This is a genomic window from Paenibacillus sp. FSL H7-0357 (genome assembly GCF_000758525.1).
Classification (GTDB): domain Bacteria; phylum Bacillota; class Bacilli; order Paenibacillales; family Paenibacillaceae; genus Paenibacillus_AQ.
This window is the reverse complement of record NZ_CP009241.1, coordinates 6,716,439-6,733,915: the sequence shown is the minus strand read 5'-3', so window position 1 is coordinate 6,733,915 and position 17,477 is coordinate 6,716,439. Positions and strand designations below refer to the sequence as shown.

The 17,477-nt window shown below is 54.9% G+C and carries 16 protein-coding genes; 14 read left to right on the top strand and 2 right to left on the bottom strand.

Annotation, left to right across the window (positions count from 1 at the left end; translation table 11 throughout):
* Window positions 1-79 precede the first annotated feature (79 nt).
* From H70357_RS29715 to H70357_RS29705, 3 genes are all read left to right on the top strand, one after another.
* Entirely contained in the window at window positions 80-1,909 is a 1,830-nt protein-coding gene (locus tag H70357_RS29715) for a sensor histidine kinase (RefSeq protein WP_038596731.1), read from the top strand.
* A gap of 35 nt (window positions 1,910-1,944) precedes the next feature.
* Window positions 1,945-3,525 (top strand): response regulator, encoded by a 1,581-nt coding sequence (locus H70357_RS29710; RefSeq protein ID WP_038596728.1) that lies wholly within the window; start codon window positions 1,945-1,947, stop codon window positions 3,523-3,525.
* A 132-nt stretch (window positions 3,526-3,657) separates the two neighbouring features.
* Window positions 3,658-4,662 carry an HD-GYP domain-containing protein gene (locus H70357_RS29705; protein WP_038596726.1) on the top strand — a complete coding sequence of 335 codons (1,005 nt, stop codon included), beginning with the start codon at window positions 3,658-3,660 and terminating at the stop codon, window positions 4,660-4,662.
* Between the two features lie 11 nt (window positions 4,663-4,673).
* Here the strand turns inward: H70357_RS29705 and H70357_RS29700 are convergent, their stop codons facing one another.
* Window positions 4,674-5,804 carry an N-acetylmuramoyl-L-alanine amidase family protein gene (locus tag H70357_RS29700; protein WP_038596724.1) on the bottom strand — a complete coding sequence of 377 codons (1,131 nt, stop codon included), beginning with the start codon at window positions 5,802-5,804 and terminating at the stop codon, window positions 4,674-4,676.
* Between the two features lie 160 nt (window positions 5,805-5,964).
* On the opposite strand from H70357_RS29700, the gene H70357_RS29695 reads away from it, so the two are divergent.
* Both H70357_RS29695 and H70357_RS29690 read left to right on the top strand, forming a co-directional pair.
* The gene (locus tag H70357_RS29695) at window positions 5,965-6,966 is read left to right on the top strand and encodes a TIR domain-containing protein (protein ID WP_038596721.1); all 1,002 of its coding nucleotides are present in this window, start codon (window positions 5,965-5,967) and stop codon (window positions 6,964-6,966) included.
* 4 nt (window positions 6,967-6,970) lie between these two features.
* A complete protein-coding gene (locus tag H70357_RS29690) occupies window positions 6,971-7,210 on the top strand; it encodes a hypothetical protein (RefSeq protein WP_038596719.1) in 240 nt (79 codons plus the stop codon).
* 150 nt (window positions 7,211-7,360) lie between these two features.
* Here H70357_RS29690 and H70357_RS29685 read toward each other — a convergent pair whose 3' ends face one another.
* Window positions 7,361-8,467 (bottom strand): LLM class flavin-dependent oxidoreductase, encoded by a 1,107-nt coding sequence (locus tag H70357_RS29685; protein ID WP_038596717.1) that lies wholly within the window; start codon window positions 8,465-8,467, stop codon window positions 7,361-7,363.
* Between the two features lie 418 nt (window positions 8,468-8,885).
* Between H70357_RS29685 and H70357_RS29680 the strand changes: the two genes are divergently transcribed.
* The 9 genes from H70357_RS29680 to H70357_RS29640 all read left to right on the top strand — a co-directional run bounded on the left by H70357_RS29680 (window position 8,886) and on the right by H70357_RS29640 (window position 17,382).
* Window positions 8,886-9,662 (top strand): ABC transporter ATP-binding protein, encoded by a 777-nt coding sequence (locus H70357_RS29680; RefSeq protein WP_038596716.1) that lies wholly within the window; start codon window positions 8,886-8,888, stop codon window positions 9,660-9,662.
* 99 nt (window positions 9,663-9,761) lie between these two features.
* The gene (locus H70357_RS29675; protein WP_038596714.1) at window positions 9,762-10,565 is read left to right on the top strand and encodes an ABC transporter permease; all 804 of its coding nucleotides are present in this window, start codon (window positions 9,762-9,764) and stop codon (window positions 10,563-10,565) included.
* Window positions 10,566-10,580: 15 nt separating this feature from the next.
* Window positions 10,581-11,468 carry an ABC transporter permease gene (locus H70357_RS29670; protein WP_038596712.1) on the top strand — a complete coding sequence of 296 codons (888 nt, stop codon included), beginning with the start codon at window positions 10,581-10,583 and terminating at the stop codon, window positions 11,466-11,468.
* A gap of 23 nt (window positions 11,469-11,491) precedes the next feature.
* Complete coding sequence (locus H70357_RS29665; RefSeq protein WP_038596710.1) at window positions 11,492-13,102, top strand: FAD-dependent oxidoreductase; 1,611 nt, start codon at window positions 11,492-11,494, stop codon at window positions 13,100-13,102.
* Window positions 13,099-13,431, top strand: a complete 333-nt coding sequence (locus H70357_RS29660) for a 4Fe-4S dicluster domain-containing protein (protein ID WP_038596708.1) — start codon at window positions 13,099-13,101, stop codon at window positions 13,429-13,431. Before H70357_RS29665 ends, H70357_RS29660 begins: the two co-directional genes overlap by 4 nt.
* 65 nt (window positions 13,432-13,496) lie before the next feature.
* Window positions 13,497-14,564: an ABC transporter substrate-binding protein gene (locus tag H70357_RS29655; RefSeq protein WP_052092326.1), complete on the top strand. Its 1,068-nt coding sequence runs from the start codon at window positions 13,497-13,499 to the stop codon at window positions 14,562-14,564.
* Between the two features lie 24 nt (window positions 14,565-14,588).
* Window positions 14,589-15,389, top strand: a complete 801-nt coding sequence (locus H70357_RS29650) for an alpha/beta hydrolase family protein (RefSeq protein ID WP_038596706.1) — start codon at window positions 14,589-14,591, stop codon at window positions 15,387-15,389.
* Window positions 15,390-15,433: 44 nt separating this feature from the next.
* Window positions 15,434-17,041, top strand: a complete 1,608-nt coding sequence (locus H70357_RS29645) for an FAD-binding protein (protein ID WP_038596704.1) — start codon at window positions 15,434-15,436, stop codon at window positions 17,039-17,041.
* Window positions 17,038-17,382, top strand: a complete 345-nt coding sequence (locus H70357_RS29640; protein WP_038596702.1) for a 4Fe-4S dicluster domain-containing protein — start codon at window positions 17,038-17,040, stop codon at window positions 17,380-17,382. Before H70357_RS29645 ends, H70357_RS29640 begins: the two co-directional genes overlap by 4 nt.
* Window positions 17,383-17,477: the final 95 nt, after the last annotated feature.

Below are 17,477 nucleotides of genomic sequence, written 5' to 3'. Positions count from 1 at the left end.
CATTATAGGAAGAGGCAGGAGTCATCAACACTCAATTTGATGATTATAAAAGTGGATTATATTGCAGGAGGAAAAGGGCATGTTCAGAAACAGTATCCGGACCCGGCTGATGGCGCTAGTGCTGCTGGCCTCAGTGATTCCGTCGGGGATATCCGTAACGTTCTCATATCTCTATACCAAGAAATCGGTAACCGAACAGTCAGTGAAGCAGAATACGAAGCTGCTGACACTTGGGGAGGCTAATCTCAGTAGTTACTTCAGCGGAGTGAATCAGCAGGCGATGTCCCTATACAGCGGAATCAATGTCCCCAGCTCCTTCTATACGAGCCTGCTTACGGCCAAACATCCGGATAATGCTCCTGAAAACTCCGTCTTGCCGGATAACCGGGCGATCATCTCAACACAGCTCTATAACCTGTTCCTCTCCGACCGGAACACCTTTCAGATTCACCTGTATGTCCGGGCGGCCAGGCAGTCGAATCTGGTGCTCGGCGGGCTATTCCGCCGGGAGAATAATGATGATTACGCCCCGGTGATCCAAACGGAGGAAACGTACCGGCCTTATATTGAGGTTACGCATATGGATCATCAATACGGGATGAAGTCCGGATTCCCTAATTTGAAATCGGGTACTGTGCCGGTTTTTACTGCTCATTTCCCCATGTACCGAACGCCGAGCGATGATGTTCTGGCCGATCTGTCGATTGATTTCCGTTTGGGGGAGCTGGAGGGAATCGTCAAATCCATGTACAATTCGGATACAGAACGGCTTTATATCTTGAATGAACAGGGGCAGGCCTTGTTTGCTTCTGATTCCGATTGGATCGGCAAACCGGTCACTGCAGGCTGGAGCCAGTTGCCGGAGAAGGATGACAGTGGCCATTTCACCTGGAAGAAGGATGGTTTCGAGGGTATTGTAATGTATCGCCACATTGAGAATACGTTGTTCAAGGGCAGCATCATCAAGCTGGTTCCCTATGAAGATCTGTATGGCGATGCCAGAACTATCACCCGGTTCAACACCGGAATCGGTGTGCTGTTCCTGATCCTTGGCGGACTCAGCGCGGTATTAATCTCCGTCGGATTCACAAGGCCGATCAAGAAGCTGATCTCCTTCACCCAGAAAGTGCAGATTGGTCAGCTTGATGCGCATATGGATGCCGAACGGGAGGATGAATTCGGCCTCCTGACACGCAAAATCACCGGCATGACCCGGACGATCAACGATCTTATCTTAAAGGAATACAAACTTGAGCTGGCCAACAAGACCAATCAGCTGAAGGCGCTGCAGGCCCAGGTCAATCCTCATTTCCTGTATAATGCCCTGCAGTCCATTGCCAGTCTGTCCTTGCGCTACAATGCACCCAAGGTGTATGATCTCATCTATTCGCTTGGCAGTATGATGCGCTATTCCATGAACACGGAGCGGACGCAGGTCCCGCTTCGTGATGAACTGGAGCATGTGCAGAATTATGTGATCCTGCAGACGGAACGTTTCGGGGAAGAGAACTTAAGGCTGGATATTGATGCAGAGGAAGCTGCTCTGGAGATTGCCGTGCCCAAGATGATTCTGCAGCCCATTGTTGAGAATATATTCAAGCATGGTTTTACGGACGGGATCCGCGAGGCTGTAATCTCCATCACCTGTGCTCTGGATGCGAACGGCAGCCTGCGGCTTGCCGTCAAGGACAACGGCAAAGGAATCACTGCGGAACGGCTGGAGGAAATTACAGCCGGACTTCAGCAGAGCGGCCGGACAGAGCACGAAGAGATTGGGCTGCATAACGTACTGGCGCGTGTGCGGCTGCAGATGAGCAGCGGGGCAGAGCTATTGCTGCAGAGTGTCGAAGGCGGCGGGGTTAAGGTGACGCTTATTATTCCGCTGGATATGATGGACCCAACAAATTAAGGGAGTGCAATGGACCCAAAGGAGCGGCAAGTGAGATGAAGGTGCTGATTGTAGACGATGAGAAGCATGTGCGTGAGGCGATCCGCTATTTTGTACCGTGGGAAAAATATCAGATTTCAGAGATTTTTGAGGCGACCAACGGGCAGGAAGCTACGCTGATAATGCAGGAGCAACAGCCGGCGATTGTCTTCACGGATATGCGGATGCCGCTGATGGACGGTGCGGAGCTGCTGGAATGGCTGCATCATCATTTCCCGAATACGAAGACAATTGTCATTAGCGGGTATCAGGACTTCAATTATGTAAAGCCGGCAATCGTCTACGGAGGGACAGATTATTTGCTGAAGCCCCTGAACAGTAAACAACTGATTGCCGCAGCCGAGCATGCCTTCAAGCTGTGGTTGGAGGAAGAGGAGGAGCGGCAGCAGAGTCACCGGCAGAATATGCAGCTTAATGTGCTGCGGCCGCTGTACTGGGACAAGATGCTCTCGGATCTGGTCTCCGGCCATGCTTCATTTCAGGAGCTGAAGCCTTCCTTGTGCGAAGAGCTGGGGTTGCAGGGGGATGCGGCAAGCTGCAGAGTTGCCGTAATCTCGCTCCAGCGTGCAAACTGCCGCCTGCTGGAGCGGTTTCATGGCGATGTGACGCTGACCTCCTTCGTGCTGGCGAACGTCTGCAATGAGGTGATCTCCCCCGGGAGAAGCGGCTTTGCCTTTCGCAGCTGGCAGGCCGGCACCGATATTGTCATTCTTTTCTGGACGGCGGCTCTGGATGTGGAAGTGTGGGTGCGGCTTATCAATGAATCGATGAAACAGACTTATGGGGTACAGGTGGATATTGGACTCAGCCGGCCCGTGGCTTTTCCCGAAGGACTGCAAAACGCCTTCCGTCAGGCGCGTCAAGGCCTGAGTGAGCGCAATCTCCTTCAGCGGGAAGGGCGCATTTATCATTACAGGGAGCTGACGGAGGAGAGTGGGTCTGTGGAAGACCACGTGCTGGAATCACTGCTGGACAAGCTCAGAGTGGCCGTATTATCGGGGGATCTGCAGAGAATGGAACGGGTGGTTGATGAATGGGCCGATCAGCTTTCAGGGCTGTCGCTGCTCACCGAGAATAACTTTCTGCACCAGCAGGAAGAGATCCGCGCCGTTCTGATGCGCTGGCGGCAGAATGAGGAGATTGCCTTTGAGCTGTGTTATGACGAAGAGGGGATGTTCTCCGTTGAGAACTGGCGGAATCAGTTTAAGACTATGCTGCAGCGATTGTGGAAAGGGAATTCCCAGACACCGGACAGCCGGCTTGTTCAGGAAATCCGGGAATACCTCAATCAGAACTACGCCAAGGACATGACGCTTCAGCATATCGCCGAGCGCTTTTTTATCAGCAGGGAGAATGTCTCACGCAAGTTCAAACAGATCAGCGGGGAGAATCTGTCCGATTATTTAACTGCACTGAGAATAGACAAGGCCAAGACGCTGCTGCAAAATACAAACCTGCGGCTGTCGCAGATTTCAGAGCTGGTCGGCTATGAGGATGAGAAGTATTTCAGCCGGGTTTTTAAGAAATCGACCGGGCAGACTCCTCGTGAATACCGCAAGCAGGAGGACTCTCTGTAGCGAAATAACCACTCCACAATGGACAAAAAATGGAGCGGTCCTACAAATTTCAGAATTCCCCATCTTTTACCGATAATAGTCATACAGATATCGCACATCATTTTATCGGTTAAATGGGAGGGTTGGTATGGTATGGATAGTTATTTAGGCAGAATCCTCAAAAATGATCTGATCAATGCGTACGGTGTAACTGTAATACCGGCAAGAAGCGTATTGAACGCAGAGCATTTGGAACTCATCCGCAAGCAAAGAATCAATACATTGGATATCGTATTCACCGATGAACAACCACAGACGCCGGCCTGCCGCGAGATGGTTAACGGTGTGGTGGAAGTGTCGAAGGATTTGTTTAATTCTTTCAGATTAACCCGCAAAGTTCCATTGGCGGATATAAGAAAGGATGTTGTACCGGTTGTTCAGGAGATTTCACTCCTTCCCGATATTTTTGCGCTGTTCGAAGCGATTCAGGGGAAGGACGATTATACATACCAGCACAATATTGGCGTAGGTGTGTTATCCACATTGATTGGCAGATGGATGAATATGGGGCAGGCGGAGCTGTCGGTGCTTTCCCTAGCTGCAACCTTGCATGATATCGGCAAGCTCAAAATTCCTCCCGAGTTGCTGAATAAACCGGGCAAGCTGACTACCGAAGAATTCGCCCTCGTCAGAAAGCACACGATTTTCGGCTATGAGATGTTGAAGGAGACAACGGGGGCTAATTCACATATCACCTTGACCGCGCTCCAGCATCATGAAAGGAATGACGGCAAGGGTTATCCGCTGGGGCTGAAGGAGGAACAGATTGATTCCTACAGCAAAATCGTTGCCGTTGCCGACATCTTTCATGCGATGTCCTCCAAGCGGCCCTATCATGAAGCTATGCCGTTCCATCTCATTGTGGAGCAGATGAGGAGAGGCAGCTTTGGGGCGCTTGACCCGCATGTGGTCTCCGTGTTCCTGGAGAATATTGTGAAACGGACCGTCGGGCGCGATGTGATCTTAACCGACGGCCGTGTCGGTGAAATTGTCTACTTGAATCCCCATAACATCGAAACGCCCTTAATCAAGATAGATGGTGAATATATCGACCTTGGCAAAATGAGGGATCTCAAGATCAAAGAAATCAGTATTTAGCCGTTTCGCCATTAACCTTTAAAATAGTCCGCCAGCCCCTCGGCAATTGCCTTGGCGGCTTTTTTCTGATAGGCAGATGTGCGGACGACCGCTTCATCGTTCCGGTTGCTTAGGAACCCGAGCTCCACCAGTGCTGCCGGAAGGTTGTTCTCCCGCAGAATATGGTAGTTGCCGAAGGATACTCCATTGCTCTTCAAGCCGATGCCCTGCCCGAGCCGGTTCTCAATGGAGCGTGCCAGGCGCAGATCATCCGATTCCGAGTAATAAAAAGTCAGCGTGCCGCTTACATTCTTCGGGGAGGAGTTGTAATGGATGCTGACAAAAGCGTCCGCCCCTACAGACTGCCCGATCTGCACCCTCCTGGCGAGGGAAGGGCGCTGGTCTTGGGCACGTGTCAGCTCCACACGGGCTCCCTTGGCTGTCAGGTAGTCGCGGACATACAATGCCGTCTGCAGATTCAGATCCTTCTCCAACGTGTCAAAGGATGTGCCGAGCATGCCGGGATCGCTGCCGCCATGACCCGGATCAATGACGATCCGCTTGCCATTGATCCCGCCAGTCTGCCTAAGGCTGCCAGTCGTTCGGCTCCCGCTTCCTGTACTCGCGGAGCTTCCGCTGGCAAGATACTGTGCTGCGACCCAGCCGGTCTCCCCGCTGGCGGTGCGGATCCGCACCCAACCGTTCTGCCGCAGCAGAACAGTTACGGAGTCCTCTGCCTTTAACGCTCCGAGTATCTTATAACCGGTTCCCGGACCTCCACGGATGCGCAGGGAATCAGCCGTAACCATTGCTGTGCTGCCGCCGCTTCCGGAGGCCTTGGCGGATGTGGATACAGCAACTGCTGCACGGGATTCACCGCCTGTCCCGCTCACTTTTATGAGATAATACCCCGCAACCCAGCCGGAGATTGAACCGGACCGCACTTTTGCCCAGCCATGCTGTTCATCGGTAACGGTCACCTGTGCGCCGCTTTTTAAGGATCCTGTAACTGCCGCATTGGCTGCCGGCTCGCTGCGTACATTGAGGGAGCTTGCACTCACTTTTGCTGTATAGGCTCCTGCAGCGGAACTGGTTGCAGGCTGCAGCATGCTTCCAGTGAGCAAGCAGGCTGCCAGCACTGCGGTATGTATAAATTTGTTCATAAATTTCCTCTCTTCCCGGATGGATAAATGTCTATTACCCGTTTCATCGGTCAAAGAAAAGGATTTGGTTAAAATTTAATAGAAATTAAACCTCTGTTCCAAAGCGGCAAAGCACTGTATAATTGTTTCATATTGGAAAAGTTTGTAAAGGAGTGCCGTCGTGACCAGACCCAAACTATTCATCGGATCATCCAGGGAATCCATCCGTTACGCCCGGGCGATCCACGAACAGCTAAAGCGAGAAGCCGAGGTTAATCCTTGGTATGCCAATGCCTTCCGTGCGAATGAATATACGATGGAGGCGCTGGAGAGACATCTGGATGAAAGCGATTTTGCCGTATTCGTCTTTTCACCTGATGATGTGGCTCAAATCCGCGGCAAATATTATTATGTCACCCGTGATAATACACAGTTCGAAATGGGGCTGTTCTGGGCCAGGCTGCGGCGCAGACGTGTCTTTTGCCTGCTTCCGGACCGGGTAGCCCCGCGCACGGATTTGATTCCCGGCAAGAATATCGAAGAGTATCATCTCTTATCCGATCTGTCCGGGCTCACCCCGCTGGAGTATGAATGGCAGCATGATAATCCGGTGGCAGCCGTTGATGTCAGCTGCGGGAAGATCCTGGACATTATTCAGGAGCAGGGGAGCTACCGCGATCCCCTGAAGGAATTGGAACATTTGGGCTTGGAGCTTAGGCGCAAGGAAAGTATCCTTCATTTCTTCTGGCAATATAATAGTAATGTGGCCGGAGCTCAGGGTGGAGAGAAATACCAGGCGCTCAGCGAGGCTATCCGCAATTCCTTTCTGCCGCCCGGACAATGCCGGGTGATTGGCGCCGCGCTCTGGCGGGAAAGTGAGAAGGAAGGTCTGATACAGGTTGGAGGAAATGTGGGCCGTGGGCATTGTTACCCTTTTTCATTAAGTGAAGACAAAGGGAAACGGCCCGGTGTGCTCGATGCTTATCTGAGCAAGGAATGGACCTTTTTTCAGCGTACTGAAGTTGCCGAGGTATATATCCTATGCTATCCTTTAGGTGAGCAGCATGTCCTTTCTGTGCATTTCTCGGGAAACGACGGGCTGTCTGCGGAGGATCTTACCGCAGTGGTTGCTTACAACCGCGATTTGTTCCGTACCGTCAATTATTTAGTGGGAGGGGACTAGGAGCATGAAGAATATGAAGGGTGTAGTCAGTTTGTCCAGTGCGGTCCGCCGATCCGCAGGCGGCAACGGCAGCAGTTCCGGAGGGACACGGCGCTCTAAGGGCAAGGCAAGTGCAGGCCGGGCCGCAAAGCCAGCTTCTTCGGCAGGCCACGTATATATTGCGCCATCGCTGGATGGCGGAGATGAGGAATACAAGAAGCTTATCAGCGGGAAGGTCGACAACAGCAAGCCTTCATTCGCCTAAATAGTTAAGGGGTCTCCGGCATCAGCCGGAGACCCCTTTTTTGTAAATATAAGCGATTTATATGCTTCACGCTATAAATTATCCTTCTATTTCTCGCTGAACGATACCGTCCTGCAAAAAAACAGTTTCCACTTGGGTACGCCCAGTTTCTTAGATCTCCTGGTGCGAAGACCGGCTGCTACGCTTCTTGGCAATTTCCCGCCGCACGACCGGTGCCACCTCGGTGGCTAGCAGCTCAATAGCCGTCGCTACCTTGTTGAAGGGGAGTCCGCCGATGTCCAGCTGGGTCATGAAGCGGTTATGGCCGAACAGCTCATGCTGGTACAGGATTTTCTCTATAATCTGTTGCGGACTGCCAACGGCAAGCGTGTTAACAGGAGAGACGAAACGCCCGAAATCGCTGCGGGATACTCCGTACTCCTGGCCCGGATGCGGACTGATGGCATTGCGGTAACTGTAATAGTAAGGATAGTACTCGTCCAGCGCCTGCTGTGACGTCTTCGCAATATATCCGTGGCTGGTGATGGCGATCTTTAAGTCCTCTGGGGCATGACCGGCTTTGGCTCCGCTTCTGCGGTAGGTTTCGGCAAGATTCTGAAAGGGTTCAGGACTGCCGCTGAGAATGGCGATAGCCATCCCAATACCAAGCGTACCGGCTCTTTCGGCACTTTCGGCCGAACCGCCAATGCCGACCCAGAGCGGGAGCTTCCGCTGCAAAGGCCGCGGGGCAATCTCGGCATTCTTCAGCGGGGAGCGGAAGGTTCCCTCCCAGTTCATGACTTCATGCTGATTGAGCTCCAGCAGCAGATCAAGGTTCTCCGCGAACAGCTTCTTGTAATCTTCCAGCTCGTATCCGAACAGGGGGAAGGATTCCAGAAAAGCACCGCGTCCGGAGATGATCTCCGCCCGGCCGTCCGACAGCAGATCGAGTGTGGCGAAGTCTTCGAAGACCCGTACCGGATCAATGGTGCTCAGCACCGTTGTGGCGCTAGTCAGCTTGATCCGTTTCGTGGCCTGCGAAATTGCCGCGAGTACAACCGGCACCGAGGAGATGACAAAATCAAGCCGGTGATGCTCACCGACACCGAACACGTCCAGCCCAGCCTCATCAGCCAGCTTAGCCGCTGCGATGACTTCATGGAGACGCTGCCGGGGGCTGATGGTCTGACCTGTATGGCAATCGGTTACGATATCGCCGAGTGTGTAAATACCGAATTCAAACTCCGGCACGTTTTCTTGCGGAACGCTGTTATTCATAAATGCTGACCCCTTGTTCAATAGAATGTTAAATATAGTAAATGGTAACTGGTCCGGTGTGAGAAGGAATATTGATGATTATAACATAACTGCTTACAAAATGTAAGTATATGAGTAAATGATAAATGTTCTGTGAACCGTGGAGGGCTTTCAGTCGAGTATCTTCAGAAGAAGCCTATTCAATGCATTTGCTTGAATTAATGTACTTAAGTAAACAGCGTTTTGGCTGTAAACGAAATGTGTATTTTTGTTGACAGACCTGTAGATAGATGATATTTTAAATTTACAAATTCCAATAGTTTTACTTTGAATTATTAATTGCCGACTGTTCAGACAGAGGTGCCCGTGTTAGTTCACACGAGGTCCCTCTGTTTTTTTGTGTAGAATTTGGGTTTGCCAATTGGAAGGAGGAGCATGAATGGGTGAAGCTTTGCTGTCTATTACGCATTTGAACAAGAGCTTTGATGCAGCGGGCGGGCAGGTACAGGCACTGCATGAGGTTGATCTGCATGTAGAGGAAGGCGAATTTATTACAGTGATTGGACCCAGCGGCTGCGGCAAAAGCACGCTGCTGCGCATCGTCGCCGGTCTGGATACCGGTTATACCGGCAGTGTGACTCTCGAAGGTGAGGAGATTGGCGGTCCGGGTATTGATAAGGGGTTTATCTTTCAGGAGCATCGCCTGTTTCCCTGGCTTACCGTGGAGAAGAATATCGCCTCCGACCTGCCGCTCGGCAGGCCGGACATCCGGCAGAAGGTGGATGAGCTGATTGAACTGGTGAAACTGACCGGCTTCGAAAAGTCCTATCCCCGCGAGCTGTCGGGAGGGATGGCCCAGCGTGTGGCGATTGCCCGGGCGCTGCTGCGGAATCCAAAGATCCTGCTGCTCGACGAGCCGTTTGGCGCTCTGGATGCATTTACCCGGGCGCATATGCAGACGGTGCTGCTGGACATTTGGCGGCGGAACCGGACCACGATGATTTTTGTAACCCATGACATTGATGAAGCTGTCTTTCTGGGCAACCGGGTAGTCATTCTGGAGCCGCGCCCGGGCAAAATCCGCAAGGTCGTTCCGGTCGATCTGCCTTATCCGCGCAAGAAGACGACTACCTCTTTTCAAGAGCTGCGTCTGAAGGTGCTGAATTATTTCGAGAAGGTGGATGAGCTTGAGCTGACTGACGGGGCAGGGATTTAAGGTTGTCTTTACTGAAACGATTTTACGGAAACAAGGGATTTGTGTCGTCCTTTATCCGACTTAGACGATGTGAATTATATGATAAAAGGAGGGGCACTTATGAGCAATCGGGCCATCGCGGCCAGAACCCCCGGAAGACCCGGGAAAGCGGCCATTGCCGGACTTGGTATGCTGCTGCCGGGAAGTGTGCTGATTCTGTGGCAGACCCTTGGACATTATGGAATGATCTCGGAGATGCTGTTCCCGACCCCTTATACCATTGCCCAGTCGTTCATCTCGCTCGCTTCCACCGGAGACCTCTGGAGCAACCTCCGGATCAGCGTGATCCGGGCATTGTCAGGATTTCTGCTCGGCGGCGGTCTTGGCCTGCTGTTCGGTGTACTGGTCGGGCTGTTCCGCAGATCGGAGAAGCTGCTGGATCCCTCCCTGCAAATGATCCGGATGATACCGAGTCTGGCCGTAGTGCCGTTGTTCATCCTGTGGTTTGGCATCGGGGAAGAATCCAAGGTGCTGCTGATTGCCAAAGGAGCTTTTTTTCCGGTATACATCAATACGTTTATGGGCATCCGCGGGACTGACAACAAGCTGTTTGAAGTATCCAGGGTGCTTGGCTTCAGCCGGATGCAGCAGATTCTCCGGCTGGTGCTGCCGGCGGCGGTCCCGAACATAATGCTTGGCGTCCGCCTGTCGCTGGGCTTGTCCTGGCTGGGATTGGTAGTGGCTGAGCTGATTGCATCCACTTCAGGAATCGGATACATGATGTCCGACGCCCGCCAGTTTGCAGACACGCCTGTAGTGTTCGTGGGAATTATTATATTTGCCGCTGCCGGCCTGCTGAGTGATACCATAGTCCGTCTGATCGAACGGCGGCTGCTGAGATGGCGGGACAGCTATCAAGGATAGGAGGAGAACAACATCATGAGCGATGGAATAGAGGCGGTAGTCAAGGCTGCCAAAGGGGCAAGGGAGGCGCGTGATTATAGCGGTACGGCACCTATTACTGCGCGTAATAATGCGGGAAGACTCCCTTCCTTCCGCTTGAAATCCCTTCTTGCAGATTGGGGAACCGGAGCCGCAATTCCGGTTGCGGTCTTAGCTGTTTGGCAGATTGCCGGAAGCACCGGACTGGTTTCATCGGAATTTCTGCCGGCGCCGCTGTCGATTCTTTCGGCCTTTGCGGGCCTTGCGGGTACCGGGGAGCTTACCCAACATTTGGGTGTCAGTATCGGGAGGGCGGGTCTCGGTTTTCTGATTGGCGGCCTTCTAGGTCTGCTGTTCGGGGTGTTGACCGGGCTGTTCCGCAGTGCAGAGTACCTGCTGGACCCGAGTGTCCAGGTGCTGCGGCTGGTTCCGCATCTGGCGATTGCGCCGCTGTTTATTCTCTGGTTCGGCTTTGGCGAAATCTCGAAGACCGTCATTATTATGAGCGGCTCGTTTTTTCCGCTTTATATCAATACTTTTATGGGCATCCGGGGTGTGGACAACAAGCTGTTTGAGGTCGCCCGGGTATTGGGCTTCAGCCATATACAGAGGCTGCGGCGGCTCATTCTGCCTGCGGCGCTGCCCGGCATTCTGCTCGGCCTGCGTCTTTCGATGGCGGTGGCCTGGATTGGCCTTGTCGTCGCCGAGTTGATCGGCTCGCAGTCGGGGGTGGGATTTCTGATTAATGAGGCGAAGCAGAACTCCAATACGGAAGTCATTTTTGTAGGCATTATCATTTTTGCGGTGGTTGGCAAGCTGATTGACTCTTTGTTCCGCGCCATTGAGCGCAAATTCCTGTACTGGCGTGACAGCTATCAAGGCTAATGAATCCATAGGGGGCTAGGACAATGAATCATATTTCGGCAATAAAGGACTCTTTGAATCTGACGGCGGATGTACTGGTGATCGGCGGAGGTCCCGCAGGAACATGGGCGGCCCTAACGGCTGCGGCTAAAGGGGCGAAGGTCATTCTTGCCGATAAGGGCTATTGCGGCTCCAGCGGGGCAACCGCCCCGTCAGGTACAGGGGTCTGGTATGTGCAGCCGGACGCCGTACTGCGTGAAGAGGCGAAGGCCAGCCGCTATTCCATGGGCGGAAAGCTGGCGGAGCACCGCTGGATGGACCGGGTGCTGGACCGCACCTACGACAATATGAACCGGCTGGGCATTTCGGGGTATCCCTTCCCGCTGGATGAACAGGGCAACCCATACCGCAGAAGCCTGCAGGGACCGGAATATATGCGGCTAATGCGCAAGCTGGTCAAGAGAGCGGGTGTGAAGATTCTGGACCATAGCCCGGTGCTGGAGCTGTTGGCCGACGGGCACGGTGTAGCCGGAGCAGCCGGAGTGCAGACCCAGAGCGGGGAGACCTGGAGCGTTCAGGCGGGGGCAGTGGTGATCGCGACCGGAGGCTGCGCCTTCCTGAGCAAAGCGCTGGGCTGCAACGTCCTCACCGGTGACGGCTATTTGTTCGCCGCCGAGGCCGGAGCGAGCCTCTCAGGCATGGAATTCTCCAATGCCTATGCCATCTGCCCGACCTTCTCGTCAGTGACGAAGACGGCCTATTACAGCTATGCGAGCTTCTATTATGAGGACGGCAGCGTAGTGGAAGGGGCAGGCTCCAAGAAAGGCCGCTCGGTTATTGCCCGGAATCTGCTGGCGGGCCGCCAGGTATTCGCCAAGCTGGACGGTGCCCCAGAGGATCTGAGACCGCTGCTGAGAGTCGCGCAGACGAACTTCTTCCTGCCCTTTGACCGCCGGGGAATCGATCCCTTCAAGGACGCTTTTCCGGTGACGCTGCGGCTGGAAGGTACAGTCCGCGGCACAGGCGGCATTCGCATTACGGATGAGAACTGCAGCACCGGCGTTCCGGGATTATATGCCGCCGGGGATGCGGCTACCCGCGAGCTGATCTGCGGCGGCTTCACCGGAGGCGGCAGTCACAATGCCGCCTGGGCCATGTCTTCCGGCTCCTTCGCCGGAGAAGGTGCGGCGGCTTATGCGCTGGAGCTTGGGAAACATGCGGCGCACCGCACACCAGCAGGGCTGTCCTCCTCGCCGCTGGTTCACCAGCAGGTGAAGCCGGGAGCGGCAGCCAGAGCGTCTGAGGCGGTGGCCGCTGTACAGGCAGAGGTCAAACCCTACGACATCAATTTGTTCCGTACCGAGCAGGGGCTGACCTCTTCGCTGGAACGCTTGGACGGACTGTGGAAAGAGCAGCGGAGCCGGGAAATCCAGCGTACACCGGAGGGGGTTAAAGCGCGCGAGGCGGAAGCGATGACGGCTACGGCGCGCTGGATGTACAGCTCTGCACTTGCCCGGACAGAGACCCGGGGGATGCATAAGCGGGAGGATTACAAGGAAACGGATAACGGTCAGCATCACCGGCTGATCAGCGGGGGATTGGATCAGGTCTGGGTGAAAACAGAAGAGGTTGCGAAGGAGAGTGTACTGTTGTGATTGAAGTCATCAGCGCTGCCAGGTGTGTAGAGTGCAATCAATGTGTGTCTGTCTGTCCGACGAACGTCTTTGACCGGGTGGAGAACGGAATTCCTGTCATTGCCCGGCAAAGCGATTGTCAGACCTGCTTCATGTGTGAGCTGTATTGCCCTACAGATGCTTTATACGTAGCGCCGGATTCCGAAGAGCTTACCGGTGTGACGGAGGCGGAACTGGAGCAGCAGGGACTGCTTGGCGGTTACCGCGAGAAGGTCGGTTGGGGCAAGGGCAGACAGCCGGTGGCAAGTCACGACTTTATGTATAAACTGGCGGCCAGAGCGGGGTTCTGAGAATCCCGCGGAAGAAACAGCACGAATAAAATCATTCAGCAGAAGACTGAGGGGAGATCAGGACAATGAAAACGTACAGAGAGATTCAAGGCGGATGGGGAAGAGGGATTCGCTTCACACTTATCGCAAGTGTGGTTATGGTCATGCTGGTGCTTCAGGCTTGCGGAAATAATGCAGGCTCCGGCAAGGAGGCTTCTTCGGCAGCGGGAGGCGGCACCAATACTGCAGAGGCGGCGGGTGGTGAGACAGCCGGTAATGCTCCTGCTGTACTGAGTTTCGGCTTTATCGGCTCGAATAAGCTGAACGTTCCGGGAGGCGCGGAAGGCTGGGGGTTCCATAAAGGCATTATCCAGGAGGAATTGAAGAAATACGGTATTACCGAAGTGAAGCTGACCGGCTTCCCGAACGGTCCGGACCAGACGGAATCGCTGATTAGCGGCAGACTGGATTTCGGCAGTCTAGGGGACACTCCGGCCATTATAGCTTATGCCTCCGGCGCAAAAACACGCCTGATCTCACAATCCTCAGCCCATACCGTCGGCTACCTGATCGGCAAGAAGGACGGGCCGAAGACCGTAAAGGATCTTCAGGGTAAAACTATTGCTATTCAAAAAGGCTCCTTCATGCACCGCTATGTGGTCGGCCTGCTCCAGCAGGAGGGCGTCACAGGTTATAAGCTGGTTCATATGCTGATTCCCGATGCTACGGCGGCACTTGCACGGGGAGATGTGGATGCTACGACCAATCTCGGTGTTCCGGCATTGAAGCTGATTGATGAAGGCTACACCCATCTGGATGATGCTTCGAAGCATCCTGATCTGCTCGGCTCCAGCGCTACCGTTGTGTCGGAGGAATATCTGGAGAAATTCCCGGATTTCCCGAAGGTTTGGAATGCGGCGCGGGAGAAGGCATTGGCCGATCTGAAGCAGCATGAAGAGGAGTATTACGAATTCCTGGCCGAAATCGGCGATACCACACCCGAGCTGGCGAAGCAGGTGAATCCGATCAGCGATATCAAGGATACCGCCTTCACTGAAGATGGCTTAAAGCTGCTCCAGGGTACGAAGAACTTCCTGGTGGAGGAGAAGCTGGCCAAAAAGGATTTCAATATCAGCGATTGGCAGCTCCAATAAATTTTTATATGGAGGAGGTAACGTATGGGAAAGGAAACTTTGACGATTGAACGTTTCAAGCTGCCGCTGGATAACGGACTTTATCTGGAGGGCGAAGTAAGGGTTCCTCCCGGCGAGTTATTGAAGCCTGTTGTCCTGATCAGTCACGGCTTCCGGGGTCATAAGGACTGGGCATTCTGGCCGGAGATTTCCGGCAGGCTTGCGGAAAGCGGCTTCTACACCGTCAGCTTCAACTTCTCGCGTATTGCTGCCCGCAGCGCAACAGGGCTCGGACCGCAAGAACTCGCGGAAACAGCTACGCTGAGCCGGGAACTGGAAGACCTGGAGCAGGTGCTGCGCAGTCTGCAGGACGGCAGACTGCCGCTGGCGGAGCAGGCCAACCTTAAGCGGCTGGCCCTTCTCGGGCACAGCCGTGCGGGCGGCGGAAATATTGTGTTCGCTGCCGAGCATCCGGAAGTGCAGGCGCTGGTGGTCTGGAACGGCGGTTCTGCACCACCCCGTTCTCAGGCTGACGGGGGGCCGGCATTGACTCCACAGGACTATGCCGTTCAGGAAGATGTGGAGCGGAATAAGGGACGTTTTAATTTGGAGGAGGCTCTAAGGTTGCTACCTGCTACTGTGCTGATCATCCAGGGCGACCAGGACAGGGAATCGCTGCTGCAGCAGAATGCAGGTTTCCGGGACCAGGCACCGCAGCACCGTTATTATTCGGTAAGAGGTGCTGACCACAGCTTCAACACCGTAGATCCTTACGAAGGCCCGACCCCGGAGTTGAATGAGGCCGTGGCGGTGACACTGGGATTTTTGCATGAACAACTGGGCTAGAGCAGGCCGGAAATGATCAAGTGAAACTTTTGGGAGGTAATGAAATGCCGCAGCAGCAGCAAATAACAACGGATGTGCTTGTGCTGGGCGGAGGTCCAGCCGGGGCATGGGCGGCATGGAACGCAGCCTCACTGGGAGCGCAGGTCATCCTGGCGGATAAAGGGTATCTGGGAACGAGCGGCGCCACGGCTCCGGGCGGCACTACGCTGCTCGTGATCCCGCCGGTAGCCGAGCTGCGTGAAGCGGCGGTTCAGGCCAGGCTTAAAGCCGGAGGGTACCTCTCGGAGAATGCCTGGATACACCGTGTGCTGGATCAGGTGGAGCAGAGTCTGGAACGGGTTGAGGCTTGGGGGTATCCCTTTCCCAAGGATGAAGCGGGAAATCCGCTGCGGACCCATCTCCACGGCCCGGAGTATATGAAGATTATGCGGCGGGTAGTCCGTAAGGCGGGAGTGAAGATCTGGGATCAGTCTCCCGCTTTGGAACTGCTGCATGATGAACATGGCGTGGGCGGCGCGCGGGGGATCAACCGCCTGACCGGCGAAGCCTGGGAGGTACGGGCGAACGCCGTGGTGATGGCTACCGGCGGCTGCGCCTTTCTCAGCAAAGGTCTGGGCTGCAACGTGCTCACAGGCGAGGGGCTGCTGATGTCGGCCGAAGCCGGTGCCGATCTGTCGGGCATGGAATTCAGCCGGCAGTATGCGCCAAGCTTTGAAGGCGGAACGGTGACGCGCGGGCGGATGCTGGCTTGGGCGACGTTCTATGATGCGGCGGGCAAGCCGCTGCACCAGGGCGACCGCAATTTTGGCAGCATCCCGGAACTGATGCAGAAAGGTCCGGTCTATGCTTCGCTGGATTTGGCCGACACAGCGGAGAAACGCGAATTTCTGCGCCGTGCCCACCCGATCTTCTTCATGCCGCTGGAGCGGGCGGGGATTGATCCGTTCAAGGATAAATTCCCGCTCACGCTCCGTTATGAAGGCACGATGCGCGGTACGGGCGGCCTGCGCCTGACGGGGACCGACTGTGCGACTACGGTACCCGGCCTGTATGCGGCCGGGGATGCCGCATCCCGCGAGAAGGTAACCGGCGCCATTTCCGGCGGCGGGGCCTACAACGCTTCCTGGGCCATATGCAGCGGAAGCTGGGCCGGCCAGGGAGCCGCGCGGCATGCGCTGTCCCAGCCGCGGCAGGCGGACACCCGGCAGCTTACCGCGGCAGGCCGCTATGGTCTGCCGGCCGGCGCCGATGCGCCGGAAACGCTGGAGGCAAGGCCGCTGATCGCAGCCGTCCAGCGTGAAATTCTGCCGCTGCAGATTAACTATTTCCGCAGCGAACCTGTCGTTGCCGCAGCCTTGAAGCGGCTGGACAGCCTGATGCCCTATTTGGCCGGGCGGCCTCCCGCCACGGTGCAGGGCATAGTGCAGTCGCGGGAAGCAGCCGCCATGCTGAATGTCGGCCGCTGGATATACACCGCTGCGCTGGCCCGCAAGGAAAGCCGGGGCCTCCAGCGGCTGGCTGAATATCCGGAGCTGGATATCCGCCAGACCCACCGGCTGATTCTGTCCGGCATAGACCGAATCGGCATCAGTACGGAAAGAGTGCCGCATGCCCATGAGCTGAATGTGCGCAGAGAGGGGCAGGCGATATGATCGAACTGGTCAGCAAGGACCGCTGCATCGGCTGCAGGTTATGCGTCAAGGTATGCCCGACGAATGTATTCGAGATGCAGGGCAAGCTTGCGGTCATCGCCAGGCAGGAGGACTGCCAGACCTGCTTCATGTGCGAGGCTTATTGTCCGGCGGATGCGCTCTATGTAGCGCCCCAAGGAGATGAGCAGATTGCGGTGGATGAGCAGGAGCTGATTGCTTCCGGGCTGCTCGGAAGCTGGCGGGCGGAGATTGGCTGGAGTCCCGGGGTACAGGATACAATGGCAGAAAGGGACACTACGCCGTTCTTTGAAGTGTTCACTGAAACGTACCGTGGCAAGTGAAACAAGCCATTTGGTTCTTTTGTAAGCATAAAGAGGGTGTTCCAGAAGCCGTGAATGAACAAGGCTTCCGGGACGCCCTCCTGTCGTATCCATAT